27 protein-coding genes and 1 riboswitch are annotated in these 26,873 nt (G+C 65.7%); of the genes, 6 read left to right on the top strand and 21 right to left on the bottom strand.

Going from position 1 to position 26,873, the window contains the following annotated elements:
• From AC628_RS08740 to rimP, 4 genes are all read right to left on the bottom strand, one after another.
• Positions 1 to 579, bottom strand: a 579-nt coding sequence (locus AC628_RS08740) for a translation initiation factor IF-2 associated domain-containing protein (RefSeq protein ID WP_210190179.1), incomplete at its 3' end; no start/stop codon positions are given.
• A 108-nt stretch (positions 580 to 687) separates the two neighbouring features.
• Positions 688 to 1,374 (bottom strand): RNA-binding protein, encoded by a 687-nt coding sequence (locus AC628_RS08735; protein ID WP_074126351.1) that lies wholly within the window; start codon positions 1,372 to 1,374, stop codon positions 688 to 690.
• 15 nt (positions 1,375 to 1,389) lie between these two features.
• Complete coding sequence (gene nusA, locus AC628_RS08730; RefSeq protein ID WP_074126349.1) at positions 1,390 to 3,003, bottom strand: transcription termination factor NusA; 1,614 nt, start codon at positions 3,001 to 3,003, stop codon at positions 1,390 to 1,392.
• Positions 3,004 to 3,006: 3 nt separating this feature from the next.
• On the bottom strand, positions 3,007 to 3,783 hold the full coding sequence (gene rimP / locus AC628_RS08725) for a ribosome maturation factor RimP (protein ID WP_074126346.1): 777 nt from the start codon (positions 3,781 to 3,783) through the stop codon (positions 3,007 to 3,009).
• A 356-nt stretch (positions 3,784 to 4,139) separates the two neighbouring features.
• Between rimP and AC628_RS08720 the strand changes: the two genes are divergently transcribed.
• The 3 genes from AC628_RS08720 (at position 4,140) to AC628_RS08715 (ending at position 6,275) form a co-directional block, all read left to right on the top strand.
• Complete coding sequence (locus AC628_RS08720; protein WP_074126343.1) at positions 4,140 to 5,210, top strand: DUF2336 domain-containing protein; 1,071 nt, start codon at positions 4,140 to 4,142, stop codon at positions 5,208 to 5,210.
• A 222-nt stretch (positions 5,211 to 5,432) separates the two neighbouring features.
• Positions 5,433 to 5,591, top strand: a complete 159-nt coding sequence (locus AC628_RS45185; RefSeq protein ID WP_245321096.1) for a phytanoyl-CoA dioxygenase family protein — start codon at positions 5,433 to 5,435, stop codon at positions 5,589 to 5,591.
• A gap of 18 nt (positions 5,592 to 5,609) precedes the next feature.
• Positions 5,610 to 6,275, top strand: a complete 666-nt coding sequence (locus AC628_RS08715) for a phytanoyl-CoA dioxygenase family protein (RefSeq protein WP_349510107.1) — start codon at positions 5,610 to 5,612, stop codon at positions 6,273 to 6,275.
• Positions 6,276 to 6,323: 48 nt separating this feature from the next.
• On the opposite strand, the gene trmB is transcribed toward AC628_RS08715, so the two are convergent.
• The 16 genes from trmB to murJ all read right to left on the bottom strand — a co-directional run bounded on the left by trmB (position 6,324) and on the right by murJ (position 21,250).
• Positions 6,324 to 7,064 carry a tRNA (guanosine(46)-N7)-methyltransferase TrmB gene (gene trmB, locus AC628_RS08710; RefSeq protein ID WP_074126340.1) on the bottom strand — a complete coding sequence of 247 codons (741 nt, stop codon included), beginning with the start codon at positions 7,062 to 7,064 and terminating at the stop codon, positions 6,324 to 6,326.
• Positions 7,061 to 8,218: a M20 family metallopeptidase gene (locus AC628_RS08705; protein WP_143201496.1), complete on the bottom strand. Its 1,158-nt coding sequence runs from the start codon at positions 8,216 to 8,218 to the stop codon at positions 7,061 to 7,063. The genes trmB and AC628_RS08705 overlap by 4 nt, the downstream gene beginning before the upstream one ends.
• 73 nt (positions 8,219 to 8,291) lie before the next feature.
• On the bottom strand, positions 8,292 to 8,708 hold the full coding sequence (locus AC628_RS08700; RefSeq protein WP_021082652.1) for a helix-turn-helix domain-containing protein: 417 nt from the start codon (positions 8,706 to 8,708) through the stop codon (positions 8,292 to 8,294).
• 260 nt (positions 8,709 to 8,968) lie between these two features.
• The gene (gene lnt / locus AC628_RS08695) at positions 8,969 to 10,582 is read right to left on the bottom strand and encodes an apolipoprotein N-acyltransferase (RefSeq protein ID WP_074126338.1); all 1,614 of its coding nucleotides are present in this window, start codon (positions 10,580 to 10,582) and stop codon (positions 8,969 to 8,971) included.
• The gene (locus AC628_RS08690) at positions 10,579 to 11,691 is read right to left on the bottom strand and encodes a hemolysin family protein (protein WP_074126335.1); all 1,113 of its coding nucleotides are present in this window, start codon (positions 11,689 to 11,691) and stop codon (positions 10,579 to 10,581) included. Before AC628_RS08690 ends, lnt begins: the two co-directional genes overlap by 4 nt.
• A gap of 1 nt (position 11,692) precedes the next feature.
• Positions 11,693 to 12,190 (bottom strand): rRNA maturation RNase YbeY, encoded by a 498-nt coding sequence (ybeY, locus tag AC628_RS08685; protein ID WP_074126332.1) that lies wholly within the window; start codon positions 12,188 to 12,190, stop codon positions 11,693 to 11,695.
• Positions 12,191 to 12,258: 68 nt separating this feature from the next.
• Entirely contained in the window at positions 12,259 to 13,329 is a 1,071-nt protein-coding gene (locus AC628_RS08680; RefSeq protein WP_083632723.1) for a PhoH family protein, read from the bottom strand.
• A 5-nt stretch (positions 13,330 to 13,334) separates the two neighbouring features.
• The gene (gene miaB, locus AC628_RS08675; RefSeq protein ID WP_074126375.1) at positions 13,335 to 14,723 is read right to left on the bottom strand and encodes a tRNA (N6-isopentenyl adenosine(37)-C2)-methylthiotransferase MiaB; all 1,389 of its coding nucleotides are present in this window, start codon (positions 14,721 to 14,723) and stop codon (positions 13,335 to 13,337) included.
• Positions 14,724 to 14,781: 58 nt separating this feature from the next.
• On the bottom strand, positions 14,782 to 15,480 hold the full coding sequence (locus AC628_RS08670) for an HAD family hydrolase (protein WP_074126330.1): 699 nt from the start codon (positions 15,478 to 15,480) through the stop codon (positions 14,782 to 14,784).
• Positions 15,481 to 15,504: 24 nt separating this feature from the next.
• Positions 15,505 to 15,957, bottom strand: coding sequence for a Fur family transcriptional regulator (locus AC628_RS08665; RefSeq protein ID WP_050629064.1), 453 nt, complete (start codon positions 15,955 to 15,957; stop codon positions 15,505 to 15,507).
• A 68-nt stretch (positions 15,958 to 16,025) separates the two neighbouring features.
• On the bottom strand, positions 16,026 to 16,511 hold the full coding sequence (rimI, locus tag AC628_RS08660) for a ribosomal protein S18-alanine N-acetyltransferase (RefSeq protein WP_074126328.1): 486 nt from the start codon (positions 16,509 to 16,511) through the stop codon (positions 16,026 to 16,028).
• Positions 16,508 to 17,203 (bottom strand): tRNA (adenosine(37)-N6)-threonylcarbamoyltransferase complex dimerization subunit type 1 TsaB, encoded by a 696-nt coding sequence (gene tsaB / locus AC628_RS08655; protein ID WP_074126327.1) that lies wholly within the window; start codon positions 17,201 to 17,203, stop codon positions 16,508 to 16,510. Before tsaB ends, rimI begins: the two co-directional genes overlap by 4 nt.
• Positions 17,204 to 17,291: 88 nt before the next feature.
• The gene (locus tag AC628_RS08650; RefSeq protein WP_074126325.1) at positions 17,292 to 17,861 is read right to left on the bottom strand and encodes a NifU family protein; all 570 of its coding nucleotides are present in this window, start codon (positions 17,859 to 17,861) and stop codon (positions 17,292 to 17,294) included.
• 145 nt (positions 17,862 to 18,006) lie between these two features.
• Complete coding sequence (locus AC628_RS08645; RefSeq protein WP_074126322.1) at positions 18,007 to 18,501, bottom strand: universal stress protein; 495 nt, start codon at positions 18,499 to 18,501, stop codon at positions 18,007 to 18,009.
• An 88-nt stretch (positions 18,502 to 18,589) separates the two neighbouring features.
• Positions 18,590 to 19,642 carry a tryptophan--tRNA ligase gene (gene trpS / locus AC628_RS08640; protein WP_074126319.1) on the bottom strand — a complete coding sequence of 351 codons (1,053 nt, stop codon included), beginning with the start codon at positions 19,640 to 19,642 and terminating at the stop codon, positions 18,590 to 18,592.
• Positions 19,643 to 19,711: 69 nt separating this feature from the next.
• Positions 19,712 to 21,250, bottom strand: coding sequence for a murein biosynthesis integral membrane protein MurJ (gene murJ / locus AC628_RS08635; RefSeq protein ID WP_074126317.1), 1,539 nt, complete (start codon positions 21,248 to 21,250; stop codon positions 19,712 to 19,714).
• Positions 21,251 to 21,544: 294 nt separating this feature from the next.
• Between murJ and AC628_RS08630 the strand changes: the two genes are divergently transcribed.
• Positions 21,545 to 22,546: an adenosine kinase gene (locus AC628_RS08630; protein WP_074126314.1), complete on the top strand. Its 1,002-nt coding sequence runs from the start codon at positions 21,545 to 21,547 to the stop codon at positions 22,544 to 22,546.
• A 219-nt stretch (positions 22,547 to 22,765) separates the two neighbouring features.
• Here the strand turns inward: AC628_RS08630 and AC628_RS08625 are convergent, their stop codons facing one another.
• Positions 22,766 to 23,959: an O-succinylhomoserine sulfhydrylase gene (locus tag AC628_RS08625; protein ID WP_074126313.1), complete on the bottom strand. Its 1,194-nt coding sequence runs from the start codon at positions 23,957 to 23,959 to the stop codon at positions 22,766 to 22,768.
• Positions 23,960 to 24,035: 76 nt separating this feature from the next.
• Positions 24,036 to 24,115, bottom strand: a riboswitch (SAM riboswitch).
• Between the two features lie 133 nt (positions 24,116 to 24,248).
• Here AC628_RS08625 and AC628_RS08620 point away from each other — a divergent pair.
• A complete protein-coding gene (locus AC628_RS08620; RefSeq protein ID WP_074126373.1) occupies positions 24,249 to 25,355 on the top strand; it encodes a 2'-deoxycytidine 5'-triphosphate deaminase in 1,107 nt (368 codons plus the stop codon).
• Positions 25,356 to 25,506: 151 nt separating this feature from the next.
• Complete coding sequence (locus tag AC628_RS08615; RefSeq protein WP_074126311.1) at positions 25,507 to 26,556, top strand: hypothetical protein; 1,050 nt, start codon at positions 25,507 to 25,509, stop codon at positions 26,554 to 26,556.
• Positions 26,557 to 26,873: the final 317 nt, after the last annotated feature.

The following is a 26,873-nucleotide window of genomic DNA, read 5'->3' as shown; positions in this document are numbered from 1 at the left end:
GGGCGCCGCGCCGGGCTTGGCCTCGCCTTCGCCGAAGCGGCGCTTGGCCTCGACCTCGGCCTTGCGCTTGGCCTCTTCCTCGTGGCGGTGACGTTCCTCTTCCGCCTTGCGGCGGGCCTCGGCGGCCTCGCGCTCTGCCTTCTCCGCAGCTTCGCGGACGGCACGGCGCTTGGCTTCCTCTTCGGCCTGGCGGCGCTCCTCGATGTCGCGCTGACGGGCGTCGGCAAGCGCGTTGGCGCGCGCCGAACGTTCATCCTCGGTGAGGGTCGGCAGCACCACGCCGGAGCGGGTGTTACGCTGCGGCTGGCCCGACGACGGAGCTGCGGGGCGGCCGAGCGGCGGCTTGGCGGCAGGGGGCGGCGCGGCCGCAGGCTTTGCAACCACGGGCTCCGGTGCATGCGCCTCGCCGGGACCATCGCCACCGACGCGGCGCTTGCCGCGCTTCTCGACCACGACCTGCTTGGTCCGGCCGTGGCTGAAGCTCTGGCGCACGGTGCCCGTCTCGACGCGCGGCTTCAGCGACAACGTCTTGCTCGGGACACTCAAAGTCTTGTCGCCAGGGGTCTTGGTATCAACCATTCAGCAGTCCTAATCTCGTTTCGCTGTGCGTTTGCCGCACAAATCGTTCAACCTGTCGTCGTTTGCTGAGCATGATCCGGCCGGAAAGACGGCGTCCGCCTTCCTGGATCAGGCTCTGGAATTTCTGGCCGCTTCGGCGGTCTTGTCGTCGTCGGCCATCCGGTATCGGACCAGCATCTGGCAGCGCGACAGGAACGTCTTGCTCGCTGGGCCCGCGAGCAGCGCAGCATGTATCACATTTGACCGCCCAAGTGCCAAATCCAATTCTTCCGACGTCAAAACATTGACGATGGCGATTACCGGCGATTCACCACGTTTTTCGCCCCTTTGCCTGACGATCGCGTCCAATTTGCGGATTCCGTCCGCTGCGCCGTCGGAAGCGTGGATCAGGGCTGCAGTTTCGTTCCGGTTGAGTGCGTCCTCGACCTTGCCGAAGCCCGCGACGACCTGACCGGCCTTGGCGGCCATCGCCAGGGCCTCGGTGACGCTGCGCACCAGGAGTGCGTCGGTGTCGGTGGGAAGGGTCGGCGCGACACGGACATCGCGCTTGAATCCCTTGCTAAATTGGTGACGGCGGACCGCTTCCGCAACGCTGCGCCGCGATGCGGAAACCCATAATCCGCGGCCGGGCAGCTTGCGCTTCAGATCCGGGATCACCTCGCCCGTGGGCGCGATGACGAACCGGATCAGCTCGTCGATCGGACGCACTTCGCGGCTGACCGCGCACATCCGCGTGGTCGCGGACTTCTGCGTCCGCGGTCCATCGTCGAGATCGGGGTCAGCCTGAGCCAGCATCCGTGGGGCATCTCCTTACGACGCCGTTTCTGCTTCGGCGGCCTCGGCCTCCTCGGCAGGCTTGGCAAGATCGGCCTCGGTGATCCAGCCGGCCTTGAGGCGGGCCTGCATGATCACGGCCTCGGCCTCGTCGCGCGAGACCTCGATGCCATCGAGGAACCCGGCATGCTTGGTCGGCTCGCCGCCTTCCTTGCGCTCGGTCCAGCCGACCAGATCGTCGGTGGCGCAGCCGGCGAGATCCTCGACGGTCTTCACGTCGTTCTCGCCGAGCTTCACCAGCATCTTGCCGGTGATGCCGGGGACGTCCTTCATGGCGTCCTCGACGCCGAGTTCCTTGCGCTTGGCTTCCAGCTCGGCCTCGAGCTGTTCCAGATATTCGCGGGCGCGGGTCTGCAGCTCGGTCGCGGTTTCCTCGTCGAAACCTTCGATGCCGGCGAGTTCCTTGACGTCGACCAGCGCGAGTTCCTCGACCGAGGTGAAGCCTTCGGAGGCGAGCAGCTGGCCGACCACCTCGTCGACATTGAGCGCTTCCATGAACACGCGGGTCGAGTTCTCGAAGTCGGCCTGGCGGCGCTCCGACTCTTCCTGCTCGGTCAGGATGTCGATGTCCCAGCCGGTCAGCTGCGAGGCGAGGCGAACGTTCTGGCCGCGGCGGCCGATCGCCAGCGACAGCTGGTTGTTGGTGTCGGGAACCACGACCTCGATGCGCTCGCGGTCTTCGTCGATCACGACCTTGGCGACTTCGGCCGGCGCCAGCGCGTTGACGACGAAGGTCGCGATGTCGGGCGACCACGGAATGATGTCGATCTTCTCGCCCTGCAGCTCGTTCACCACGGCCTGCACGCGCGAGCCGCGCATGCCGACGCAGGCGCCGACCGGGTCGACGGAGGAATCGCGCGAGATCACGCCGATCTTGGCGCGCGAGCCGGGATCGCGGGCGACCGCCTTGATCTCGACGATGCCGTCATAGATTTCCGGCACTTCCTGCGCGAACAGCTTGGCCATGAATTGCGGATGGGTGCGCGACAGGAAGATCTGCGGGCCGCGGGTCTCGCGGCGGACGTCGAAGATATAGGCGCGAACGCGGTCGCCGTTGCGGAACACTTCGCGCGGCAGCATCTCGTCGCGGCGCACGATCGCTTCGCCGCGGCCGAGGTCGACGATCACGCTGCCATATTCGACGCGCTTGACGATGCCGTTGACGATGTCGCCGATGCGGTCCTTGAATTCCTGGTACTGCCGGTCGCGCTCGGCCTCGCGCACCTTCTGCACGATCACCTGCTTGGCGGACTGCGCCGCGATGCGGCCATATTCCAGCGGCGGCAGCGTGTCGGCGATGGTGTCGCCGACTTGGGCGCCCGGATTGGCGCGCTGCGCATCGAACAGCGAAATCTGGTTGGAGGAGTTCTCGACGACGTCGACCACCAGCATGTGGCGGGTCAGCCGCAGCTCGCCCTTCTTGGCGTCGATCTCGGCATGGACGTCGGTCTCGCTGCCGTAGCGGGCGCGGGCGGCCTTGGCGATGGCGTCTTCCATCGCCGCGATCACGATGGAGCGGTCGATCGACTTTTCGCGCGCAACTGCGTCTGCGATCTGCAGCAGTTCGAGTTTGTTGGCGCTGACTGCCATGGCTTAGTCTCCTTCGAATGGATCGATCTCGCCACGGCGCGCGCGCTCGGCGGCCAGGCGGTGCTTTTTCGTGTTGGTCGGGGCCGGCTTCTTGCCGGTCGTGTGACCAAGCTTGGGTTTCGGCTTTTGACTCTTCGCCGGATCGCTCTTCTTGGCGTGGGCCGGCTGCGGCGGCGCGAGGCCGAGCTCGCGGCGCAGCTCGCGCTCGGCGGCCTTGCCGCGGCGCATCGATTCCTCGATCAGCTCGTCGGTCAGCACCAGCCGTGCGTCCGAGATGTCTTCCATCACCAGCAGCACCTCGGCGTCCTCGGTGGGACGCGGATCGTCGCGCTTGATGCGCACCGCATTGCCCTCGACGCCGGCGAGCAGGCCGCGGAACCGCTTGCGGCCCTGATGCGCCACCGCCATCTCGATCTTCACGAGATGCCCGGTGTAGCGCTCGAAGTCGGAGCGGCGCACCAGCGGCCGGTCGATTCCGGGCGACGAGATTTCCAGCCGGTAGGCGCGCTCGATCGGGTCGGCGACATCGAGCACCGGCGACAGCGCGCGCGAAATCGCCTCGCAATCCTCGAGCTGCATCGAGCCGTCGGGGCGTTCCGCCATGATCTGCACGGTGCAGCCGGCATCGCCCGAAACCTTGATGCGCACCAGGCGATAGCCCATGCCCTGCAGCACGGGCACTGCGACCGCGGCGACGCGCGCCGCGACCCCGGGCTCGACGACGAGCCTGGGCTCGGCGAGCAGTTCGGTGTCCACGGACGTGGCGGTCGGGTCGGTCATATCTAGTGTCAAAGGCTGTCTTAGGTTTTCTTGGGTCTAGAGGCTGCTGAGGTCTGTTGTGTTGTTCAGGTGGCCTTAAGGGGCCGCTAACGCTACCCAAACTGGACTCGGCCTCGCTGGGTCCCGTCAGGTAATAAAAAAGAGCGGGTCCCGGGGGGCCCACTCTCCTACGCGATCGTATGAGATACCATAAGTTGCGGTGGATATAGCCCTTTTGCCGGGGTCCGGCAAGGCCTCCCTTCCCCGCGGACGGCGATTTTGCCCCTCCCCGGGTGCAGGTTTGACCTAACCCTCCGTTTACGAACGGGGCCATAGATTGCCGAAAATCGGCAGAAGTCGCCGGTTGGACAAGGCTCATGACGACAGCCCCCGCGCTGATCCCGGAACTCGACGATATCGTTCGCCGCGGCGACCCCAAGCGCCGCGCCGAGGCCGCACGGCGGCTCGGCGAGCTGTTTCTGCAGGGCGCCGCGAGCTTTCGCCCCGATCATATCGACCTGTTCGACGGCGTGCTGACCAGCCTGGTGCCGCACGCCGAGCTTGCGGCGCGGATTGATCTCGCCGAACGGCTCGCGCCGCTCGCCAACGCGCCGCGCCACCTGGTCGGGCAACTCGCCCGCGACGACGAGGTCGCGATTGCCGGCCCGGTGCTGCGCAAATCGCCGGTGATCGACGAAAAGGCGCTGGTCGAGATCGCCAATGCCAAGGGCCAGGGCCATCTGCTGGCAATGGCCGAGCGATCCAAGCTCTCGACCGCGCTGACCGACGTCCTCGTCCGCCGCGGCGATCGCGATGTGATCCGATGCGCGGCCGGCAATGCCGGCGCCGCGTTCTCGGACGCGTCCTTCACGACGCTGGTGCGGCGCGCCGGCCAGGACGGTGTGCTGACGCTGCGGATCGGCCGCCGCGACGATCTCCCGCCCGTGCATCTGAAGAGCCTGCTGGCCGGCTCGATCGACGTGATCCGCCGCCGGTTGCAAGTCGTCGCCAAGCCGGAACGGCAGGCCGAGATCAGGCTGGCTCTGAACGAGATCGAGGGCGTCGTCGTGCAGGTTGAGGGCCGCGATTTCGCTGCCGCGCAGCGCACGATCCTGGCGCTGCACCGCGCCGGCGAGCTGAACGAGGCCGCTGTGCTCGGCTTCGCAAAGGCCTTCAAATACGAGGAATGCGTCGCCGCGCTCGCCGCGATGACCGGCGTGAAGATCGTCTCGCTCGATCGTCTGATCTCCGGCGATCGTTACGATCCGATCCTGATCGCCAGCAAGACGATCGGCTTCGAATGGCCGACCGTGCGTGCCCTGATCCTGATGCGGCTCGGGCCGAACCGCGTGCCGTCACCGGCCGATATCGAAGGTGCGCGGGTGAACTTCGTTCGCCTGATGCCGTCGACTGCGCAGCGTGTCGTGGATTTCTGGAAGTCGCGGTAGTTCAAGCGCCAACGCCACCATCGGCGGAAAACTCTCTCCCCGTCATTGCGAGGAGCGAAGCGACGAAGCAATCCATCTATCCATGCGCGCGGCACGATGGATTGCTTCGCTTCGCTCGCAATGACGGCAGAGGGGCGGCAGCATCAAAATCCCTTCCCAAAAACCGCACCAGACCGCTATGCTTTCCGCAAGGCGCGACACAGCGCCAACGGAGAGATCGCCATGCTGACGGACGCCGACATCCAATCGCACGCCGAGCGGATTCGCGATGACGGATACACCGTGATCGAGCGCGCCGCCTCGCCTGACCTGGTCGAGGGATTGAAGGCGGCGGTCGAGCGGATCGAGCGCGAGCACAATCTCGGCCTTGCCCGGACATAGTTCGAAGGCTTCAAGACGCTGCGCATCAACAACCTCCTGACCTATGACGAGCTGTTCTGGGAGGTGCCGCTGCACGAGAACGTGCTGCCGGTGGTCGAGCGCGTGCTGGACCGGGAATGCCTGCTGTCGTCGTTCTGCTCGCTGGTGCTCGGCCCCGGCCAGGAGGCGCAGCCGATCCATGAAGACACCCAGTTGATCCCGCTGCCGCGGCCGCACATTCCGATCACGATCAATGCGATCTGGGCGCTGTCCGATTTCCGCGATGACAACGGCGCGACACGGATCATTCCGGCGAGCCACAAATTCGATTCGTCGCCGGAATACGGCGGGGATTACGACGCGGTCACCGCGACCATGCCGGCGGGCAGCGTGATGCTGTTCGACAGCGCGCTGTGGCATGGCGGCGGCGCCAACACCAGCGACACCAGGCGCTTCGCGTTCTCCTGCGCCTATTGCTGGGGCTGGATGCGGCAGCAGGAGAATTTGCAGCTCGGCATTCCGCGCGAGACCGCGGCGCGCTTTCCACGCCGCTTGCAGGAACTGTGCGGATACAGCGTCTACAAGGGCCAGTTCGGCCACATCAACAACCACGATCCGATCGAGCTGCTCGGCCGCGAGCGCGGCAAGCGCATGGTGTGGGAGGCGACCGACGTCAGGAAGGCGCGGATGGCGGAGCAGGGATAGCAGTTCGTCATTCCGGGGTTCGCGCGTCGCACGCCCCGGAATGACAGGCTACGGCAACCGCTTGAACCTCAAATACGCCGCCTTGCGGCCTTCGCGCTCGGCCTTGGCGCCATAGCGCGTCATCGTGTAGTTCGGCCATGGCTCGAGCCAGTCGATCGCGCGCTCGGCGAGCCAGGCGAAGTCGGGCGAGCGCATCAGATGCGCGAGCGTCCAGGCGCAGTAATCGTCGATGTCGCTGACGAAGCGGAATTCGCCGCCGGGCGGCAGCAGCCGCGTCATCGCGGCGACCGTTGCATCCTGCACGAAGCGCCGCTTCCAGTGCCGCCGCTTCGGCCAGGGATCGGGATGGATCAGGTCGATGCGCGCGAGCGAGCGCGCTGGCGCCCAGGCCAATAGCTCGGCGGCGTCGCCGGCGAACAGGCGGATGTTGCCGATATTCTGCGCCTCGATCTGGGTCAGGATCTTCGCCATTCCGTTGACATAGGGCTCGCAGCCGATGAAGCCCGTCTTCGGAAATGCCTGCGCTTCCGCGATCAGGTGCTCGCCGCCGCCGAAGCCGATCTCGAGTCTGACATTCTCGGTGCCGTCATCGAACAATTCGGTCAGCGCCGCGGGCGCCGGCAGCGCGATGTCGACCGAAAGATGCGGCAGCAGATTGTCGATCAGGTCGGCCTGGTGCGAACGCAGTCTGTGGCCCTTGCGCCGTCCGAAGAACGAGCCGCGCGAATGGGCCATCGCGCCGTCCTCTGGGGAATCGCGATCGCTGGTGTCGTTCGGAGCGGGTGTCATCGCAGCGTCTGATAGAGCCGGTAGAGCAGGCGCGCGCGCGGCTCGATCGAGGAGATGTAGAGCTGCTCGTAATGGGTATGCGCGCCCTTGCCGTCGACGCCGAGGCCGTCGAGCGTTGCAGTATGCGGCGCGGTGAAATTGCCGTCGGAGCCGCCGCCGGTGAAGACATCGAGCAGCTCGAAGCCGAGTTCGGTGGCAAGCTCCCGGGCGTGCTCGTAGAGCGCGGCGCCGGCATTGCTCTTCTCATAGGGCGGGCGGTTCAATTCCCCGGTCACCTTCACGCTGACGCCCTCGGTGCGCGAGGTGATGCCGAGGATCTTCGGCACCAACTCGTCGGCGTCCGCCATGGACGGCACGCGCATGTCGACTTCCGCATAGGCCTCTTCAGCGATCACGTTCGGCTTGGTGCCGCCGCGGACCACGCCGACATTGACGGTGACGCCGCGCTTGAGATCGTTCATCGCCTCCAGCGTCTGGATCACATTGCCGAGTTCCCGGATCGCGCTACGGCCATCCTCGGGGCGCGTGCCGGCATGCGCGGGCGCGCCCTTGATGTGCACATCGAAGCGCGCGACGCCCTTGCGCCCGGTAACGATCTTGCCCCCATCGCGCGCCGGCTCGGTCACCAGCACGTATTTGGCCTTGCGTCCCTCGGCCTCGATCAGCGCGCGCGAGGTCGGGCTGCCGATTTCCTCGTCCGATACGTAGAGCTGGGTGATGCCGAGCGGCGGGCGCGCGTCATCGGCGCAAATCTGCCGGAGCGCATGATAGGCGAGATAGGCGCCGCCCTTCATGTCGTAGACGCCCGGGCCGAACGCGCTGTCGCCTTCGATCTTGAATGGTAGCCGTTCGATGAATCCCATCGGATGAACTGTGTCGAGATGGCTCAGCACCAGGATGCCCGGGGCGTCCTGTCCCCAGGACGAGCGCGTGACCAGGTGATCGCCGCAGCCGTCGCGTCCCGCAACGCGGTCGACGGTTGCCGGCAGGTCGCGATATTCAGACGCGACGAGATCAGCCAGTTTGTTGACCTGGTCCGGCCGCTCGGTCGGAGATTCGATCTCGACCCAGCGGCGAATGCCGTCGAGGATATCAGCGGTTTCGAACGGGTTGCTGGACATGCTGTTGTCGTCGCTCAGGAATTGCGTTGTCATTCAGCGCACGCCTTAACGTACGCCGGAATGACATATTCCAGATTTGACGAGCTCTCAAACGGATAAGGCTGGATCAGACCTGTTCGGCCGCCTCGCGCGCCGCGATCTGCTCGACCAGTTCGACGATGCTGCGGCGGAGCTTGGCGTCAGCGATTCGCGTGAACGCACGGGTCAGGGCCAGGCCTTCGGCGGTTGCCAGAAAGTCGGACACATAGGCCGGCGAGGAGCCCTCGCTGAAGCCGTCAGCGGTCTTGACGCCGCTCGGGCCGCCGTCGAATAGGAAAGAGACCGGCACCTGCAGAATCTCGGAGATCTGCTGCAGCCGGCTCGCGCCGACACGGTTGGTGCCCTTCTCGTATTTCTGCACCTGCTGGAACGTCAGGCCTAGCGCCTCGCCCAGTTTTTCCTGGCTCATGCCGAGCATGATGCGTCGCATACGGACGCGGCTGCCGACATATTTGTCAACAGGATTGGGCGCTTTGGTGGACATCTCCAACTCTCCTAAGGGATTGCGCGCCCGGGGGTGAGGCAAGTTGGACGTGGAGTATGCCTCAGGCGCCGGTGCCGTCAAATCCTGCAAGGAGGATCGGGACGAAATGCGGACAATTTGCGCAAAGGGGCTGACTTGGCTTGTGATTTCGCGTGGACCCGTACAATGCGAAGTGCACGGTCGATCTGTCAACTGGTGGAATCGCGCTGAGGTAAATTTCGACGTTTTTTCGGGTTCGCGACAACCGGCGATATGCAGGATCAGGCTTTTCGCCTGACAAAACGTCTCCGCAATACGATTGCGAGGGCAACCAACACAATCACGGCGGCGGGGATGTTCCCGGCGCGCGCATAGATCGTCGGCGCGATCGCCGCCGGCAGTCCGGCATCGAGCACGCCTTCGGTGCCGAGCCCAAGTTGCGCAACGATTCGCCCGAGCGGGTCGATGACGGCCGAGATGCCCGTATTCGCGGCACGCACCAGCGGCAGGCCTTCCTCGATCGAGCGCAGCCGGGCCTGCTGCAAATGCTGATAGGGGCCGGTCGAGATTCCGAACCAGCCGTCATTGGTGACGTTGACGATCCAGCCGGGACGATCGTCGCGGCTCACGACATTGCCGGGAAAGATCGCCTCGTAGCAGATCAAGGGCAGCGCGCGCGGCGCATTGGGAATGTCGAGCGTGCGGCGGATCGTGCCGGCAATGTAGCCGCCCTGCACCTTGGTGAGCTGCACCAGGCCGAGCTTCTCCATCCAGTCCTGGAACGGCAGATATTCTCCGAATGGCACAAGGTGCAGCTTGTCGTAGACCGCGAGCACGCTGCCGTCGTGGTCGATGACGTAGATCGAATTATAGGCGCGCGTGACGCGGACGTTTGGCGGCAGATCGGGTGCCCGCACCGAGCCGGTGATCAGCACGGTTCCCTTCGGCAGGAGATCGGCGATCTGCGCCATCGCGTCGGCTTCCTTGGTCAGGAAGAACGGAAACGCGGATTCCGGCCAGATCAGGATGGTGGCATCGCTCACGCCGGTCGAATGCGGCCCGGACGCGCGATCCGACAATGTGAGATATTTCTGCATCACCGCCGCCTTGGCGGAGTAGTTGAACTTGGCGTCCTGCTGCAGATCGGGCTGCATGATGCGCAGCTTGACCCCGCTGACCATGCTGGTCGGCTGCTGCGAGAGGCGGACCGCGCCGAACGCCAGCATCGCGGCGAGAACCAGCACGGCCGCCACCGGCGCGCGCCACGGCTTGCGGCCGCGCGAGGCGCCGTCGATCAGCACCGCCGGGCTTGCGAAGATCGCGACGGCCAGGAACGTCATGCCCCACAGCCCGATCAGCGACGCGGTCTGCGCGAGCGCCAGCGGCTCGGTCAGCGCGTAGCCGAACGCGTTCCACGGAAAGCCGCTCAGGAGATGGCCGCGCAGCCACTCAGAGATCGTCAGGCTGACCGCCAGCGCCAGCACCCGCGAGGCGTCGCGCGGCCAGATCAGCCTTGCCAGCCCGAAGCCGAACGCGGTGAACAGCGCGAGATAGGCGGGCAGGCCGAGCACCGCGAACGGCGTCAGCCAGGCGAAAGTGTCGGCATCGACGAAGAAGGCGTAGCCGATCCAGTACAGTCCCGGCACGAAATAGCCGAGGCCGAACCAGAAGCCGGACAGCGCTGCGGCGGGCACGCCGCGCCAGCGCCCGGCAGCAGCGCCGTCGATCAGCCAGACCGCGATCGAAAACGTCAGAAACAGCACTGGCCAGGCGTTGAACGGCGCCATCGCCAGCGAGGACAGTGCGCCGGCTGTGAGCGCGAGGACCGCGCGCGTCCATCCCCAGGTCAAAATGATCGCAAGTCCGACCGAGCGGAGTTTGTCTGACAGCCTCACTGCGGACCGGCTCCCTCGCCGGGCGGCGGCATGTTGTCATTCGCCTGGGGGTTGCCGGAGTCCGGTGCCTGCTCGCGGCGCCGTTCGCGTTCCTTGCGCGGCGCCGGCCGTTCCTTGCGCGTTGTGACCCGCACGCGCTTGACCCGCCGGGGATCGGCGTCGAGCACCTCGACCTCGTAATTGCCGGGACCGGAAATCACCTCGCCGCGCACCGGCAGGCGGCCGACGAACGAGACGAGATAGCCGCCGAGCGTCTCGACCTCCTCGCCGGCCTCGCCGGTCACGAAGTCCTCGCCGATCACCGAACGGACATCGTCCAGGCTGGCGCGTGCGTCGGCAACAAAGGAGTTGTCCGGCTGGCGGACGATGGACGGCGGCTCGTCGGAATCGTGCTCGTCGTCGATTTCGCCGACGATCTGCTCGACAATATCCTCGATCGACACCAGCCCGTCGGTGCCGCCATATTCGTCGACCACCAGCGCGAGATGGATCCGCGAGGCCTGCATCTGCGCCAAGAGGTCGATCGCGCGCATCGACGGTGGGATATAGAGCAGTTTGCGGATGATATGGGCTTCGGCCAGCGGCAGCGCGAGATCGACGCTGCGCAGATCGAGCCCGGCCGGGAACGGCTTCTTGCGCTTGGTCTTGGTCGCATCGGTGACGCGCGCCTTCGCGGTCATGAAGGCGAGCAGGTCGCGGATGTGCACCATGCCTTCGGGATCGTCGAGGGTCTCGTTGTAGACGACGAGCCGCGAATGCGCGGCGCTCTCGAACAGGCTCATCAGCTCGCCGAGCGGGATGTCGCGCTTGACCGCGACGATGTCGGCGCGGTGCACCATGACGTCGGCGATCCGCCGCTCGTTCAGCGACAGGATATTGCGCAGCATGGTGCGCTCGATCGCCGAGAAGCCGACATCGTCGGGCGTCGAGGCGTCGAGCACCACCTGAAGGTCGTCGCGCACCGAGCCGGCCTTCCAGCCGAACAGCGTGCGGATGGCGCGCACCAGCCAGCCCTCGGCGGCCGGGCGCTGCACCTCGCCGTCGTGCACGACCGCGGGCAGGTTGCTCACGTTGCGCGGATTGTCGTGGGTCGGTTCGGAATCCGGCATGTCAGGCGATCCGATCCGCATAGGGGTCGGGAATGCCGAGGGAGGACAGGATCTCGCGCTCGAGCGACTCCATGTCCTCGGCATCGTCGTCGTTCTCGTGGTCGTAACCGATCAGATGCAGGAAGCCATGCACCGCGAGGTGGCTCAAATGATGGTCGAACGGTTTCTGTTCCTCATCGGCTTCCCGCCGCGTCGTCTCATAGGCGATCGCGATGTCGCCGAGCATGCGCGGGGCATCGTCAGGCCCGCCGCCGCCTTCCGGCTGTAGCGCCGGAAACGACAGCACGTTGGTGGGCTTGTCCATGCTGCGCCAATTGGCGTTGAGGGTGCGGATCCCGGAATCGTCGGTCAGCATCACCGCAAGCTCGGCATCGGCGACATCGGCATCGGCGATTGCGGCGGCAGCCTCGATGGCGCGATGGATCACCGCGTCGGCGTCGGGCTCGGCCTGCCAGCATTCGGCGGTGACGAGAACCTCGGTTGCAGGAAAAGCGGACACGTTCGTTTCAAAATCTGCGTTATGGCCGGAACCCGCATCGCGCGGGCTCGCGGCCGAAGCTATTGGTCTCAAGATCTGGCGTTTGCCGGCTTTTGCGGCAATCCCTCATAGGCGGCCACGATGCGCGCCACCAATTCATGGCGGATGACGTCCTCGGCCTTGAAATGCACCTGCGCGATGCCTTCGACACCATCGAGCAGCTTCACGGCTTCCGTGAGCCCCGAAGCCTGGCCATGCGGCAGGTCGACCTGCGACGGGTCGCCGGTGACGATCATCCGGCTGTTCTCGCCGAGACGCGTCAGGAACATCTTCATCTGCATCGTCGTGGTGTTCTGCGCCTCGTCGAGGATGATGGCGGCATTGGTCAGGGTGCGGCCGCGCATGAAGGCGAGCGGCGCGATCTCGATCTCGTTGCCCTGCAGCGCGCGCTCGACGACGCGGGCATCCATCAGATCGTACAGCGCATCATAGATCGGGCGCAGATACGGATCGACCTTCTCCTTGAGGTCGCCGGGCAGGAAGCCGAGCCGTTCGCCGGCCTCGACCGCGGGCCGCGTCAGGATGATGCGATCGACCTCCTTGCGCTCGAACAGCTGCGCCGCGTGGGCAACCGCGAGCCAGGTCTTGCCGGTGCCGGCCGGGCCGATGCCGAACACCAGCTCATGCCGCTTCAGCGCGCGGATGTAAGAATCCTGCGCAGCGGTGCGGGCGCGCACCGGACGCTTGCGCAGATTGATCGTCTCGAAGGTCGGCTTGGCGGTCTTGTTGTCGAATTCGAACAGCGAGCCCTGCGCGATCACGGCGCGGATCGCGCCCTCGACTTCGCCCTGATCGAGGTCGTGGCCTGCGACGGCCTGCGCGTAAAGCGTCTCCAGCACGCGCCGGGCCGCGTCGCAGCCGTCGCGGGAGCCCGCGATGGTGACGTGGTTGCCGCGGGAATCGACCACGACGCCGAGCCGCCGCTCGATCAACGCCAGATTCTGTCCGTAGGGGCCGACCAGCGCGGATGCGGCGCGGTTGTCGTCGAAATCGATGACGACCTGTGTCTCAGGGGCCCGGGTCTCAGGTGGCATTTGCATGTCGCGGTCAGGTTTGCGGCTGGGAGCGAGCGAAGACGAATCCGATGCGCTTTTTGGCAAGGATTTCAGGCTCCAATGGTCTGCGAAAAGAGGCGCGGCGCTGCCGGTGTCGCAAGCTCGCCGATCAGGCTGTAGCGCTCGAGGCTGTCGATCCTCACCGGGAGGACCTGGCCGATGATGTCAGGCGATGCCATCACATGGGCGGGCTGCAGATAGGCGGTGCGCCCGACGATCTGGCCCGGATTGCGCGCGGCGCGCTCGAACAGCACATCGACCGTTGTGCCGATCGCAGCACGGTTGAAGGCCGATTGCTGGCTGTCGATCAATTCCTGAAGCCGCCCCAAGCGCTCGTCCATCTCGGCTGCTGACACCGTCTCCCGCATCTCCGCCGCCGGCGTGCCCGGCCGTGGCGAATACTTGAATGAATACGCCGCAGCGTACCCGATTTGCGTGACAAGCGCGAGGGTGGCGGAAAATTCTTCCCTCGTCTCGCCGGGGAAGCCCACGATAAAATCTGATGAAAAAGCAATGTCTTGCCGCGCCGCCCGGAACCGGTCGATGACACGTCGGTAGTCATCGGCGGTATGTTTGCGGTTCATGGCCGCAAGGATCCGGTCCGCGCCCGATTGCACGGGCAGGTGCACGAACGGCATCAGCTGGGGCAGATCGCGGTGCGCCGCGATCAAATCATCGTCCACATCGCGCGGATGGCTGGTCGAATAGCGCAGCCGGGTGACGCCGGGAATCTCGGCAAGCCGTTGGAGCAATTTGCCGAGCGACCAGGCGCCGCCGTCGGGGCCTTCGCCATGATAGGCGTTGACGTTCTGTCCGATCAGGGTGAATTCGCGCACGCCATTGTCGGCGAGCTGCTTCACGTCGTCGATGATCCTGGCGACCGGACGCGAGACTTCCGCGCCGCGCGTATAGGGCACCACGCAGAAGGTGCAGAACTTGTCGCAACCTTCCTGCACCGTGACGAAGGCGGAGATGCCGCGGGCGCGGATCGCATCCGGCTTCGGCTGCGGCAGGAAGCCGAACTTGTCCTCGACCGGAAATTCGGTCTCGAGCGCGCGGCCGTTCTCCTTTGCGCGCTTCAGCAGTTCAGGCAGATGATGATAGCTCTGTGGCCCGACCACGATGTCGACGGTCGGTGCGCGGTTGATTATCTCGGCGCCCTCGGCCTGCGCGACGCAGCCGGCGACCGCGATCTTCATCTCGCGGCCTGCCCGCGCGGCTTCATCCTTGGCGACGCGAAGCCGCCCGAGTTCGGAGTAGACCTTCTCCGACGCCTTCTCGCGGATATGGCAGGTGTTGAGGATCACGAGGTCGGCGTCTTCGGCGCTCGCGGTCTCGACAAAGCCCTCGCCGGCCAGCGTGTCCACCATGCGTTGCGCATCGTAGACGTTCATCTGGCAGCCATAGGACTTGATGTGCAGTTTGCGCGGCGTCGTCATGGAACCCTGATTGCGGAAAGGAAACGGCGCCATCCGGGCGCCGGGGCTGAAATATAGCCTAAACCGGGGAAAATCCAGCGATCGAGCCGTGTTTTTGGCCGGCCCGGGCGATCAAATCGGGCAATTGGCGCATATCGGCGAAGGTTATGGCCGCGCCGGCCTCGCGCAACATGGCCTCGTGTTCCGCTGTGCAATGGCTGCCGCCGTAAAAGCCGAGCACGGTCATTCCGGCGGCGCACCCGCCGGTGACGCCAGCCACACTGTCCTCGATCACGACGCAGCGTTCCGGCCGTGCAGCCATCTGGGTGGCCGCGAACAGAAACAGATCCGGCGCCGGCTTGCCGCGCTTGACCTGCGCAGCGGAGAAGATATGCGGCGCGAGCTGGTCGTAGAGCCCGGCGCAGGTCAGGCCGTGATGGATCTTTTCCGGCGTTCCGCTGGACGCCACGCATTTCGGCAAGGTGAGCGCGGCGATGGCGTCACCGACATGCGCGATCGCGCTGAGATCGTTGGCGTAGAAGCTCAGCGTCGCGTGCTTGACCTCGGCCTCGAAGCTCTCGGGCAACGCGCGGCCGATCTCGCTTTCCACGATCCGCCGCGCCTCGCGGTCGGAAACGCCGAGGAAACGCTTCAGCACCCCGTCCGGCGTGATCGGAAAGCCGTGCCGCGTCAGCGTGTCCGCATGCGCGCGACAGGAGATCACCTCGCTGTCGACCAGCACGCCGTCGCAATCGAAGATGACGAGATCGAAGCTCATGATCTGGCGATGCGTGACGCGCGCCTACGACTTGCTGTCGTCGTCGAGCGGGACGCAATAGAGCTCGAGACGGTGATCGACCAGCTTGTAGCCGAGCTTGCGCGCGATCTCGGCCTGCAGCTTCTCGATTTCCTCGGAGGTGAACTCGATCACCTTGCCGTCGCGCAGATTGATCAGGTGGTCGTGATGGCTCTCGGGCATCTGCTCGTAGCGCGCACGGCCCTCACGGAAGTCGTGACGCTCGATGATCCCTGCATCCTCGAACAGCTTGACGGTGCGATAGACCGTCGAGATCGAGATCTTGTCGTCGACCGCCACACAGCGGCGGTAGAGCTCCTCGACGTCGGGATGGTCCATCGCCTCCGCCAGCACCCGCGCGATCACGCGGCGCTGTTCGGTCATGCGCATGCCGGTCGCGGCGCAGCGCGCCTCGATGCCGGTATTTTTCTGCGCCGGCGGGATTTTCACCGTGGTCATGGGTTTCAGGCCGTATTCTTCAAACCTTGGGTGGCAGAGCAGGGCGCTGTTCTGCCATCGCGCCGATGTTACGACAAGTCGCGCCGCATCAGAAGCGCGTTCAAATGTTCCCCACCGGGCTGCTTGTAATAGCGTTCGCGGCGGCCGATCACGCCGAATCCGGCCCTTTCATAGAGCCGTCGCGCCGGCGCATTGTTCTCTTCGACCTCGAGGAAGATGGTGCGGATGCCGCGGCCGGCAAGATGGCCGAGATGGGTCAACAGCAGGTCGCGCGACAGGCCGCGCCCGCGCTGATTGGAATCGATCGCAATCGACAGGATTTCCGCTTCGTCCGCGGCCATCCGCGAGACGGCAAAGCCGATCACCTTGCGGCCCTGCCGCAGCCGATGCACCAGCGTGTTGCGCTCGGTCAGCATTGCCTCGAATTCGCCCTCGCCCCAGCCGCGATGAAACGACGCGCCGTGCAATTGGGCGAGCCGCGCCGCATCACGCAGAGATGCGGGCTCGACCGCGGGCGTGCCGCCGCCCCACCATCGCGACAGCCAGCCGCTCATGTCGATGGCGGCGCGCTGATGACGAGGCGATCCTTTGGCGGCTTCGCATCGGGGGCGCGCAGATAGAACGGACGCGGCGGCGCCGTTTCGGGATCCACGGCGGCGCCGACCCAGGCGACCCAGGTGATGTCGGGCGCCGGTTGCCGGTCGATCTTCACCGGCGGCGTTGCGTCGGCGGGCCAGCGCTCGGCGAGGATATTTGCGGCGTTGCCGACCAGATGCAGCGCACCGTATTGGGCGGCTTCGAGCGCTTCCGCGATCGGCGCAACTTTCGGCTTGAGCATCAAGCTTCCGTCGCCGCCCACCAACTGGAAATAGACATGATCGTGACGCGCATCGATCGCCGACAGGATCGGATTCTCGCCATTCTCGGCAACCACGGGCGCAGCGTAAGCGGCGAGCGTCGACAGCCCGACGACCGGCTTGGACGCGGCCAGCGCAATGCCGCGCGCCGCCGAGAGGCCGACGCGCAGGCCGGTGAAACTGCCGGGGCCGGTGGTGACGGCGATGCGGTCAAGCCCGGCAAATCCGATGCCGCTCTCTTTCATCACCCGCGCGATCAGCGGCATCAGCGCCTCGGCATGGCCGCGCTGCATCGCTTGCGATTCGATCGCGATGGTATTGCCGGAGGTGGTGTCGAGCACCGCCGCGGAGCAGGCGTCGAGCGCGGTATCGATGGCGAGAATCATCATGGGAGGGCGAATAGCGAGTAGGGAATGGCGAATAGGGTCTCAGCGCGGATCGCTATTCGCCATTCGCCACTCAATATTCGCCTCTCCATCACATCGGCCGGACTTCCTGCACGTCGGGCACGAAGTGCCGGAGCAGGTTCTGGATGCCGTGTTGCAAGGTTGCGGTCGATGACGGGCAGCCGGCGCAGGAGCCCTTCATGTTGAGATAGACGATGCCGTCCTTGAAGCCGCGGAAGGTGATGTCGCCGCCGTCATTGGCGACCGCCGGACGCACCCGGGTCTCGATCAGGTCCTTGATCTGCTCGACCGTCTCGGCGTCGGCCTCGTCGAAGAACTCGTCTGCCTCATCGCTGATGTCGTCGCTGCCAGCGGTGCCGTCGGCGAGCAGCGGCGCGCCGGACATGTAATGCTCCATGATGGCGCCGAGGATCGCGGGCTTGAGGTGCTGCCAGTCGCCGTCCGCCTTGGTCACGGTGATGAAGTCGGCGCCGTAGAACACGCCGGTGACGCCTGTGACGGCGAACAGCCGTTCGGCGAGCGGCGAGCGTGCGGCGGATTCGGGCGACGAGAATTCCATGGTCCCGCTGTCGAGCACCAGGCGGCCCGGGATGAATTTCAGGGTGGCGGGATTCGGTGTGGCTTCGGTCTGAATGAACATTTGCTGTCTCCGGCGTCGCCGGTTCAAGGCCGGCGCGTTGGGTTCCCCGTATGAAATGGCAATTAAAAAGCCCGCGATCAAGCCGCAAAACCGCGGTTCCAGGCCCGTACCCATGCCCCTGGAGCGGTTTCGGGGCCGATAGCGCCTACGACAGGGCGTCGATCTCGGCGTCGGTCAGGCCGCCGGGCACGATGGTCACCGGGATCGGGAACGCGCCCATGGTCTTGGCCATGGTGGTGATGATCGGCCCGGGCCCCTCGGGGCCCGGATTGGCCGCCAGCACCAGCATCGCGATATCGACGTCCTTCTCGATCACGTCGAGGATCTGCTCGGTCGGGTCGCCCTCGCGAATCGCCCGCTCCGGGGTGATCGCGGCGATCCCGTTGGCGCGGCCGGCGGCGCGGTCGAGCGCCTCATTGGCGGCCTCCTCGGCCTCGGCGCGCATGATGTCGGCGACCCCGAGCCATTGCTGGTTCTGGTCCTCGGTCTCGATCACCCGCAGCATCACGACGCCGCCGCCGACCCGGATGGCCCATCGGCTGGCGTAATACACCGCGCGGTCCCATTCAGCCGTGTCGTCAACGATGACGAGGCATTTCGGCTTGTGACCTGTCTCGTAGCTTCGTCGCTGGGTGGTCATGCATGTCCCGGTGCTGAACCAAACCAACCCATGCTGCCATACTCCCTCGCCGTTTGGGAGAGGGAGTGCACAGTTGCCGGCTTGTGCGTCAACGCGGGCGGATGAAGCCGACGATGTCCTTGGTGATGTGCATGGTCTCGTCGGCGATGCCGCGGGCGCGGTTGGCGCCGTCCGCCAGGATCGAATCGACGTGGCCGGGATCGGCAACCAGCTTCTTCATCTCGGAGGCGATCGGCGCCAGTTTTGCGACGCAAACCTCGACCAGCGCGTTCTTGAAGCTGGAGAATTGCCCGCCGCCGAACTGCGTCAGCACCTCCTGCTTGGAGATGCCGGCGAGCGCGGCGTAGATGCCGACCAGATTGTCGGCCTCGGGGCGGGTCTCGAGGCCCTTCTCCTCCGACGGCAGCGGCTCCGGATCGGTCTTCGCCTTGCGGATCTTCTGCGCGATGGTGTCGGCATCGTCGGTGAGGTTGATGCGCGAATTGTCCGAGGCGTCCGACTTCGACATCTTCTTGGTGCCGTCGCGCAGGCTCATCACCCGCGTCGCCGGCCCCGTGATCAGCGGCTCGGGCTGCGGGAAGAGCAGGCCGTCGGCAAAGCCATGGCCACGGATCGAATCGCCGAAGTCATTGTTGAACTTCTGGGCGATGTCGCGGGACAGCTCCAGATGCTGCTTCTGGTCCTCGCCGACCGGCACGTGGGTGGCGCGGTAGAGCAGGATGTCGGCGGCCATCAGCACCGGATAGTCGTAGAGGCCGACGGAGGCGTTCTCGCGGTCCTTGCCGGCCTTCTCCTTGAACTGCGTCATGCGGTTCAGCCAGCCGATCCGCGCGACGCAGTTGAAGATCCAGGTCAGCTCGGCATGGCCGGCGATCTGGCTCTGGTTGAACACGATATGCTTCTTGGCATCGATGCCGGCGGCGATGAAGGCCGCGGTCACCTCGCGGGTGTTGCGCGCAAGCTCGGCCGGGCCGCCCCAGACCTCGACGCCCTGCGTGATCGCATGCATGTCGACGACGCAATAGATGCAGTTATGGGTCTGCTGCATCTTCACGAAGTTGACGATGGCGCCGAGATAGTTGCCGAGGTGCAGATTGCCCGTCGGCTGGACGCCTGAGAAGACCCGTTCAACGAACGCCATGGTGTTATTTCCCGGAAATGGCCGCTGCTTTTGCGGCGTCGTTTGCCACTTAAGCCCCGCGCGCGCAAGTCAGGCGGGACGTCTTTGCCTGATGGCGTTAACCGCATCGCGCCAGTCGGTGACGCCGAAAAGCTGCAAGAGGAGCCCGTAACCGGCGATACCGGCCGCGATCAGCACGAGCAGGGCGGCTGCGCGCACCAAACCGTGGTCGCCGGCGGCCGGCAGCGCGCCCTCTGCGAGCCATAGCAGGACGCCCATCGCAAGCGTTGCGCCCAGGATGCGCGGCAGCCGGCGGCGCGCCTCGGCGTCGATCGAAAAGCCGAAGGTCACCGCCCCCTTGCGGATCAGCGCCAGCGCATTGCTCCAGGCGCCGAGCGCAATGCCTGCGGCAATTCCGCTGGCGCCGAAGATATGGCCAAGCAGGAAGGCCGCCGCGATCGCCACCACGACGGCCTTCAGCGTCGCAAACAGCGGCGTGAGCGTGTCCTCGCGGGCGAAGAACGCCGGCGACAGCGCCTTCACCAGCACATGCGCGGGCAGCGCCAGTGTCAGCCAGATCAGGGCCTGCGCGGTGGCGGCGGTATCCTCCGCGGTGAACGCGCCGCGCTCGAACAGCATCCGCACGATCGGCTCGCTCAGCACCATCAGGCCGAGCGTTGCCGGCAGCGCGAGCCCGGCCGCGAGCTCCAGCGCGCGCGATTCCGCATGCGCGATCGCGATGGGCTCGCCGCTGCGCACGGCGCGCGTCATCTCCGGGATCAGTACCGTGCCCATCGCGACGCCGACGATGCCGAGCGGCAGCTCGAGCAGGCGGTTGGCGAAATAGAGCCACGACACCGCCGATGGCGAGGTGGATGCGATCACCGCGCCTGCCACGACAAGCCATTGCGGCGCACTGCTCGCGACCATGCCGGGGACCGCGCGGCCGAGAAAGCCGCGCATCTCGGGATCGAAGGAGACGCGGACCGGCGAAGCGAGCTTTGCCCCGCGCAGCGCCAGCATCGACAGTTGCAGGAAGCCGGCGACGCCGATCGTGGCCGCCATGACAAGCGCGGCCTGCACCGGCTCCTGCTGCCGCGCCAGCAGCACGGCCATCACTGATATCAGCGCGATGTTGAACAGCAGCGGCGAGAACGCGGTCAGCGCGAAGCGTCCCTGCGCGTTGAGCAGCGCCATCATCACGGTGACGGGACCGGCGAAGGCGAGATAGGGCAGCATCAGCCTTGCGTTGTCGACGGCGAATTGCAGGGTGTCGCGGCCGACGAAACCGGGCGCGATCGCGGCGATCACCAGCGGCATCAGCGCGCCGATCACGAGCGCGGCTGCGATGACTGCGGCGCTGATGGTGCCGAGCACGCGGCCGGCAAACGCGGTCGCTGCCGCCGCGCCATCAGCATCGCGCATCTTCAGCCATGCCGGCACCAAAGCGGCATTCAGCCCGCCCTCAGCCAGCAGCCGTCGCACGACATTCACAAGCTGGAATGCCGCCAGGAACGCATCCGCCACCGGCCCCGCGCCGAGCAGCGCCGCGATCACGGAATCGCGCACGAAACCGAGCAGTCGCGAGGCCAGCGTTCCCGAGGAGACCGTGAGGAAGGAGCGGAACATGGTGTCTCTATAGCAGCCGCCTGCGTTGCTGCCAGCGCCCGCCCTATCAAACCCGTCTCCTGAGGTGCGAGCGGAGCGAGCCTCGAAGGATGAATCGGCCACAGATGGGCCGTGCACCCTTCGAGGCTCGCCGAAGAGGCTCGCACCTCCAGCGACAAAGGCGAAGCCTTTGCGGGTGACGGCTAACGAGCGCGCGGCGAATGACGGAACTGGCAGCCCGCTTCCCTTGCTGCCCCAAGGCGTAACGTGATAGGTCGCGGCTCTTGTTGGGTGGCGTTAACACAGGGCAGGTCTATGGCTGACGCAAAATATGACGTTCTCGGGATCGGCAACGCGATCTTTGACGTGCTGGTGCAAACAGATGAGGCATTCCTCGCCCGTCACGGCATGACCAAGGGCTCGATGCAGCTGATCGACGAAGCGCGCGCTACCGCGATCTACAGCGACATGGGCGTGGCGACCGAGATGTCGGGCGGCTCGGCTGCGAACACCATCGTCGGCGTCGGCAATCTCGGCGCCCGCGCCGCCTATGTCGGCAAGGTCAAGGACGACCAGATCGGCAAGCTTTACGTCCACGACATCCGCGCCGCCGGCGTCACCTTCGACACCGCGCCGGCCAAGGCCGGCCCGGCCACCGGCTGCTCCTACATCCTGGTGACGCCGGACGGCGAGCGCACCATGAACACCTATCTCGGCGCCGCGCAGGACCTGACGCCCGACGACATCGATCCGGCCCAGATCGCAGCCGCCAGCATCATCTATCTCGAAGGCTATCTCTGGGATCCGAAGAACGCCAAGGACGCCTTCGTGAAGGCGGCTGATATTGCGCATGGCGCGGGCCGCCAGGTCGCGCTGACGCTGTCGGATTCGTTCTGCGTCGATCGCTACCGCGACGAATTCCTCGATCTGATGCGCAAGGGTATCGTCGACCTGGTGTTTTCAAACGAGTCCGAGCTGCACTCGCTGTACCAGACCTCCGATTTCGACACCGCGCTGAAGCAGTTCGGCAAGGACACCAGGCTCGGCGTCGTCACCCGCAGCGAAAAGGGCTGCGTCGTGATCTCCGGGAATGACGTTACTTCAGCGCCGGCCTCTCCGATCGACAAGCTCGTCGACACGACAGGCGCCGGCGATCTGTTCGCGGCCGGCTTCCTGGTCGGCCTTGTCCGCAATGTCGGCCATGAGAATGCCGGCCGTCTCGGCGCGCTCGCCGCCGCCGAGGTGATCCAGCACATCGGCGCCCGGCCGCTGGTGTCGCTGAAGGATCTGGCCAAGCAGAAGGGGCTGTTGGTTTAGGGCGCGGCTCACTTTCTTCACCTCTCCCGCTTGCGGGGGAGGTCGGCGCGTAGCGCCGGGTGGGGGGCTCTCTCCACAGAATGACTCGTGGAGAGAGCCCCCACCCGTAGCCGATGCTTTGCATCGGCGTGTTCTCAGGAACGGCGGCCGAAGGCCGCCTATGCCTCCCCCGCAAGCGGGAGAGGGAGTTCGACTTGCTTTGCGGTTTCTAGAGTCGCCTCAAACCTGCTCCAGCGCGCGCTCGAAATCCTCGATCAAATCGTCGGGGTGCTCGAGCCCGGCCGAGAAGCGGATAAAGCCCTCGCTGATGCCGAGTTCGGCGCGGGCCTCCGGCGCCAGGCGCTGATGCGTCGTGGTCGCGGGATGCGTGACCAGGCTCTTGGCATCGCCGAGATTGTTCGAGATCCGCGATATCTTCAGCGCGTTGAGGCAGCGGAACGCGCCTGCCTTGCCGTCCTTGACCTCGAAGCCGACCAGCGTCGAGCCGGCGCCCATCTGCTTCTTCACCGTCGCGGCCTGCGGATGATCGGGGCGGCCCGGATAAATCAGCCGCGTGATCTTCGGATGCCTGGCCAGCGCCTCGGCGATCTTCGCAGCGTTTTCGGTCTGTGCGCGGACGCGGACGCCGAGCGTCTCCAGCCCCTTCAGCAGCACCCAGGCGTTGAACGGCGACAGCGACGGACCGGTCTGGCGCATGAAATTATGGATGTGCTCGGCGATGAAGGCCTCCGACGACAGGATGACGCCGCCGAGGCAGCGGCCCTGGCCGTCGATGTGCTTGGTCGCGGAATAGACCACGACGTCGGCGCCGAGCGACAGCGGGCTCTGCCAGATCGGCGTCGCGAACACGTTGTCGACGATCAGCCGGGCGCCGCCGCTATGCGCGATCTCTGCGATCGCTGCGATATCGAGCACGTCGAGCGTCGGGTTGGTCGGGCTCTCCAGGAAGAAGCTCTTTGTGTTCGGCCGCAAGGCGCGCTGCCACTGGTCGAGATCGAGGCCGTCGACCAGCGTCGTCTCGATGCCGTAGCGCGGCAGCAGGTCCTGCACGACATAGAGGCAGGAGCCGAACAGCGCCTTCGACGCCACCACGTGATCGCCGGCCTTCAGCGGTGCGAGGATCGCGGTGGTCACCGCGGCCATGCCGGTCGCAGTCGAGCGCGCGGCTTCCGCGCCCTCGAGCTCGATCATGCGGCGCTCGAACATCGCGATGGTCGGGTTGGAATAGCGCGAATAGATGAAGCCGGGATCCTGGCCCTTGAAGCGCGCCTCGCATTGCTCGGCGGTGTCGTAGACGTAGCCCTGGGTGAGAAAAAGCCCTTCCGACGTCTCCCCGAATTGCGAGCGGAGCGTGCCGCCATGGACCAGGCGGGTTTCGGGACGGAAGCGGGCGGTACCTTCAGATTCAGACATGTGACCTCCGAAGTGGCCATTTCCCTCGGAAATGGCCACAAAAAAAACCGGCCTGGAGAAACCTCCACAAGCCGGGATCACACTGTCCCCGGCCTGTTTAGCGACTTATTTAACGTGGCTGCAAGCCGGCCGGCTCAAATCACCACGGGATAAGTGCAGCTGATATTCCCTCGCGCCCTTTCCGTCAAGACGGTCATCGGATAACCCGTAAAAGCCCATATTTTGGGGCTTGATGGCCGCGGAGAGTATGATTTTGGGCCATCTCGAGGGATCGCCGAGGGACCGTATCGTGTCGTTCACGCTGGAAGATGAATCCAACGGAATCCTGCCCGACCGCATGATCGCGGAGATGGCGGAGGCCGGCCTCATCCTGCCCGCCTACGACTTCGTCGAGAGCCAGATCCAGCCGGCGAGCCTCGACCTGCGCCTTGGCGACATCGCCTACCGCGTCCGCGCCAGCTTCCTCCCGGGACCCGATGCCACCGTCGCCGAGCGGATCGACCAGCTGAAGCTGCACGAGATCGATCTCTCCGACGGCGCGGTGCTGGAGACCAATTGCGTCTACATCGTCCCGCTGCTGGAGAGTCTCGCGCTGCCGCCGGAGATCGTGGCGGCGGCCAATCCGAAGAGCTCGACCGGACGGCTCGACGTCTTCACCCGCGTGATCGCCGACGGCACCCGCCGTTTCGACATGATCGGCGCCGGCTATCACGGCCCGCTCTATGCGGAGATCTCACCGAAGACCTTTCCCGTGCTGCTGCGCGAGGGCTCGCGGCTCAGCCAGGTGCGCTTCCGGATCGGTGAGGCGACCTTGACCGCCGACGAACTCGATGCGCTGCATGCCGCCGAGCGGCTGGTCGATGCCGACAATGCCGATCTCACCCATGGCGTCGCGCTCTCGGTCGATCTCTCCGGCGAGAGCTCGGGCGGCTTCGTCGGCTATCGTGCCAAGCGCCACACCGGCGTGGTCGATGTCGATCGCCGCGGCGGCTATGCCGTCGACGATTTCTGGGAGCCGATCAAGGCGCGCCCTGACGGCAGCCTGATTCTCGATCCCGGCGAGTTCTACATCCTGGCGTCGAAAGAGGCCGTGCAGGTGCCGCCGGACTACGCCGCCGAGATGGTGCCGTTCGATCCTTTGGTCGGCGAATTCCGCGTCCACTACGCCGGCTTCTTCGATCCCGGCTTCGGCTATGCCGGCGCCGGCGGCAAGGGCGCGCGCGCCGTGCTCGAAGTGCGCTCGCGCGAGGTGCCGTTCATTCTCGAGCATGGCCAGATCGTCGGCCGTCTCGTCTATGAGCGCATGCTCGAGCGTCCCGACGCGCTCTACGGCCAGCGCATCGGCTCGAACTATCAGGCGCAGGGCCTGAAGCTCTCCAAGCATTTTCGCGTATAGCGATATTCCGTACGTAGCCCGGATGAAGCGCTAGCGAAATCCGCGACGCTGCATACGCGGATTGAGCTGCCCCGGATTGCGCTTCGCTGCATCCGGGCTACGATCATGTGCGCGAGCCTTGATCTCGCCAACGACAACAGCGGGAGCAAACATGAGCGGAGATCAGGACGCGCGCGAGGCGCAGTGGCGGAAGTGGCGCAGCGTCGCCGATCTCTATCACGCCTTCTTCACCGGGCTGATCCTCACCGTGGTCACGCGGCGCGGCACTGCTGATGCCGCCGAGTTCGTGTTCCGCGTGTTTCGCCGGCAGCAGCAGGAGCGATTCCTGCCCGGCCTGAAGAAGCTCGGCCTCGACGGCCTGCCGCCGGCGGTGGCGGCCGCGCAGTATCATTATCTCTCCAACTGGATCGGCGGCGTGCATGTCGAATACATGGTCGAGACCGACCGCAAGGCCTGGATCCGCTATCCGCCGCCGCGCTGGATCTGGAAGGGCACGGCGATCTGCGGCGTGCCCGGCGAGGTCTCACGCGCGATGCTGCGCGGCTGGCACGCCAACAACGGCGTCGCGCTCGGCGATCTCAGGCTCGGCTTCGTGTGCACCAAGCAGAGCGTCGACGGACAAGATGGCCTCGAGGGCTATTACTGCGAGTACGATCATCCGCTCGAGCTCGACCAGCGCCTGGTGTTCGCGCGCCACCTCGAGGCGCCGTTGTTCGATCCGAACACAGCGCCGGCGCTGCCGGTCGACAGCTGGCCGCGTCAGCGGCTGGAGAAGGCCTATCGCAACTACGCGATGGAATATGTGAAGACGGCCGCGCCGGTCATCGTGCAGGTGTTTGGCCTTGAGGATGCGAGCTATCTGCTGCATCTCACCGGCAGGCTGATTGGCATGCAGTATTTCGATGAGGTCGCGCAGGCGCTCGGCGGCAGCCGTGGCCGTGCCGCGGAATTTGCCGCATTTCTGCGCACGCTCTTCGAGTCGCAGGATGATGTCGCCGAGATCAGCGAGTCCGAGGGCCAGTTCGAAATCCGCCAGCAGGGCTGGAAGCTGATGGCCGATGTCGCCGATTATCACCCGGCCTGCGCCAGCGTGCTGACCGGCCTGTTCGAGGGCCTCGCAGCCGGCTGCGGACGGCATATTCCGGTGCACCTGAAGCCGAACAGCACCGCCGGCGCGCCGTTCGTGTGGTCGATCGGCTAGCTCAGACATCCTCCCCTGGAGGGGTCGAGACGAGCGGAGCTCGCTCTGGGATCGGTTCGCATGAAATGCGAACCGAGGTGGGGTGAAAGTCTCTCATATCGGGCGCTGCCCGAGCGGAGAGATCACCCCACCCCGGCTCACATCTCGCTTCGCTCGCGGTGAGCCGACCCTCCCCCTCCAGGGAGGGTGACCTCTGATCTCCCCGTTCGTCTGGTCGATCGGCTAGACCAGAGGTTCACTTGGGTTCACCTGCAATCGCGCAGGCCCCCCCTTGCGTCCCGCGCACGTGGAATCCGTCGCTGCCATGGTAGGGAAAC

Origin of the sequence: Bradyrhizobium sp. NAS96.2 (assembly GCF_001908235.1) — a bacterium.
Classification (GTDB): Bacteria; Pseudomonadota; Alphaproteobacteria; order Rhizobiales; family Xanthobacteraceae; genus Bradyrhizobium.
Note: the sequence above shows the minus strand (reverse complement) of the source record. Positions and strands in the feature narration are given on the sequence as shown.

Excerpts from the sequence above, each read along its gene's own strand:
- AC628_RS08735 (WP_074126351.1), bottom strand. The coding sequence starts at position 1,374 with ATGCTGGCTCAGGCTGACCCCGATCTCGACGATGGACCGCGGACGCAG.
- nusA (WP_074126349.1), bottom strand. The coding sequence starts at position 3,003 with ATGGCAGTCAGCGCCAACAAACTCGAACTGCTGCAGATCGCAGACGCA.
- rimP (WP_074126346.1), bottom strand. The coding sequence starts at position 3,783 with ATGACCGACCCGACCGCCACGTCCGTGGACACCGAACTGCTCGCCGAG.
- AC628_RS08720 (WP_074126343.1), top strand. The coding sequence starts at position 4,140 with ATGACGACAGCCCCCGCGCTGATCCCGGAACTCGACGATATCGTTCGC.
- AC628_RS45185 (WP_245321096.1), top strand. The coding sequence starts at position 5,433 with ATGCTGACGGACGCCGACATCCAATCGCACGCCGAGCGGATTCGCGAT.
- trmB (WP_074126340.1), bottom strand. The coding sequence starts at position 7,064 with ATGACACCCGCTCCGAACGACACCAGCGATCGCGATTCCCCAGAGGAC.
- AC628_RS08705 (WP_143201496.1), bottom strand. The coding sequence starts at position 8,218 with ATGACAACGCAATTCCTGAGCGACGACAACAGCATGTCCAGCAACCCG.
- AC628_RS08700 (WP_021082652.1), bottom strand. The coding sequence starts at position 8,708 with ATGTCCACCAAAGCGCCCAATCCTGTTGACAAATATGTCGGCAGCCGC.
- AC628_RS08690 (WP_074126335.1), bottom strand. The coding sequence starts at position 11,691 with ATGCCGGATTCCGAACCGACCCACGACAATCCGCGCAACGTGAGCAAC.
- miaB (WP_074126375.1), bottom strand. The coding sequence starts at position 14,723 with ATGACGACGCCGCGCAAACTGCACATCAAGTCCTATGGCTGCCAGATG.
- AC628_RS08670 (WP_074126330.1), bottom strand. The coding sequence starts at position 15,480 with ATGAGCTTCGATCTCGTCATCTTCGATTGCGACGGCGTGCTGGTCGAC.
- AC628_RS08665 (WP_050629064.1), bottom strand. The coding sequence starts at position 15,957 with ATGACCACGGTGAAAATCCCGCCGGCGCAGAAAAATACCGGCATCGAG.
- rimI (WP_074126328.1), bottom strand. The coding sequence starts at position 16,511 with ATGAGCGGCTGGCTGTCGCGATGGTGGGGCGGCGGCACGCCCGCGGTC.
- tsaB (WP_074126327.1), bottom strand. The coding sequence starts at position 17,203 with ATGATGATTCTCGCCATCGATACCGCGCTCGACGCCTGCTCCGCGGCG.
- AC628_RS08650 (WP_074126325.1), bottom strand. The coding sequence starts at position 17,861 with ATGTTCATTCAGACCGAAGCCACACCGAATCCCGCCACCCTGAAATTC.
- AC628_RS08645 (WP_074126322.1), bottom strand. The coding sequence starts at position 18,501 with ATGACCACCCAGCGACGAAGCTACGAGACAGGTCACAAGCCGAAATGC.
- trpS (WP_074126319.1), bottom strand. The coding sequence starts at position 19,642 with ATGGCGTTCGTTGAACGGGTCTTCTCAGGCGTCCAGCCGACGGGCAAT.
- murJ (WP_074126317.1), bottom strand. The coding sequence starts at position 21,250 with ATGTTCCGCTCCTTCCTCACGGTCTCCTCGGGAACGCTGGCCTCGCGA.
- AC628_RS08630 (WP_074126314.1), top strand. The coding sequence starts at position 21,545 with ATGGCTGACGCAAAATATGACGTTCTCGGGATCGGCAACGCGATCTTT.
- AC628_RS08625 (WP_074126313.1), bottom strand. The coding sequence starts at position 23,959 with ATGTCTGAATCTGAAGGTACCGCCCGCTTCCGTCCCGAAACCCGCCTG.
- AC628_RS08615 (WP_074126311.1), top strand. The coding sequence starts at position 25,507 with ATGAGCGGAGATCAGGACGCGCGCGAGGCGCAGTGGCGGAAGTGGCGC.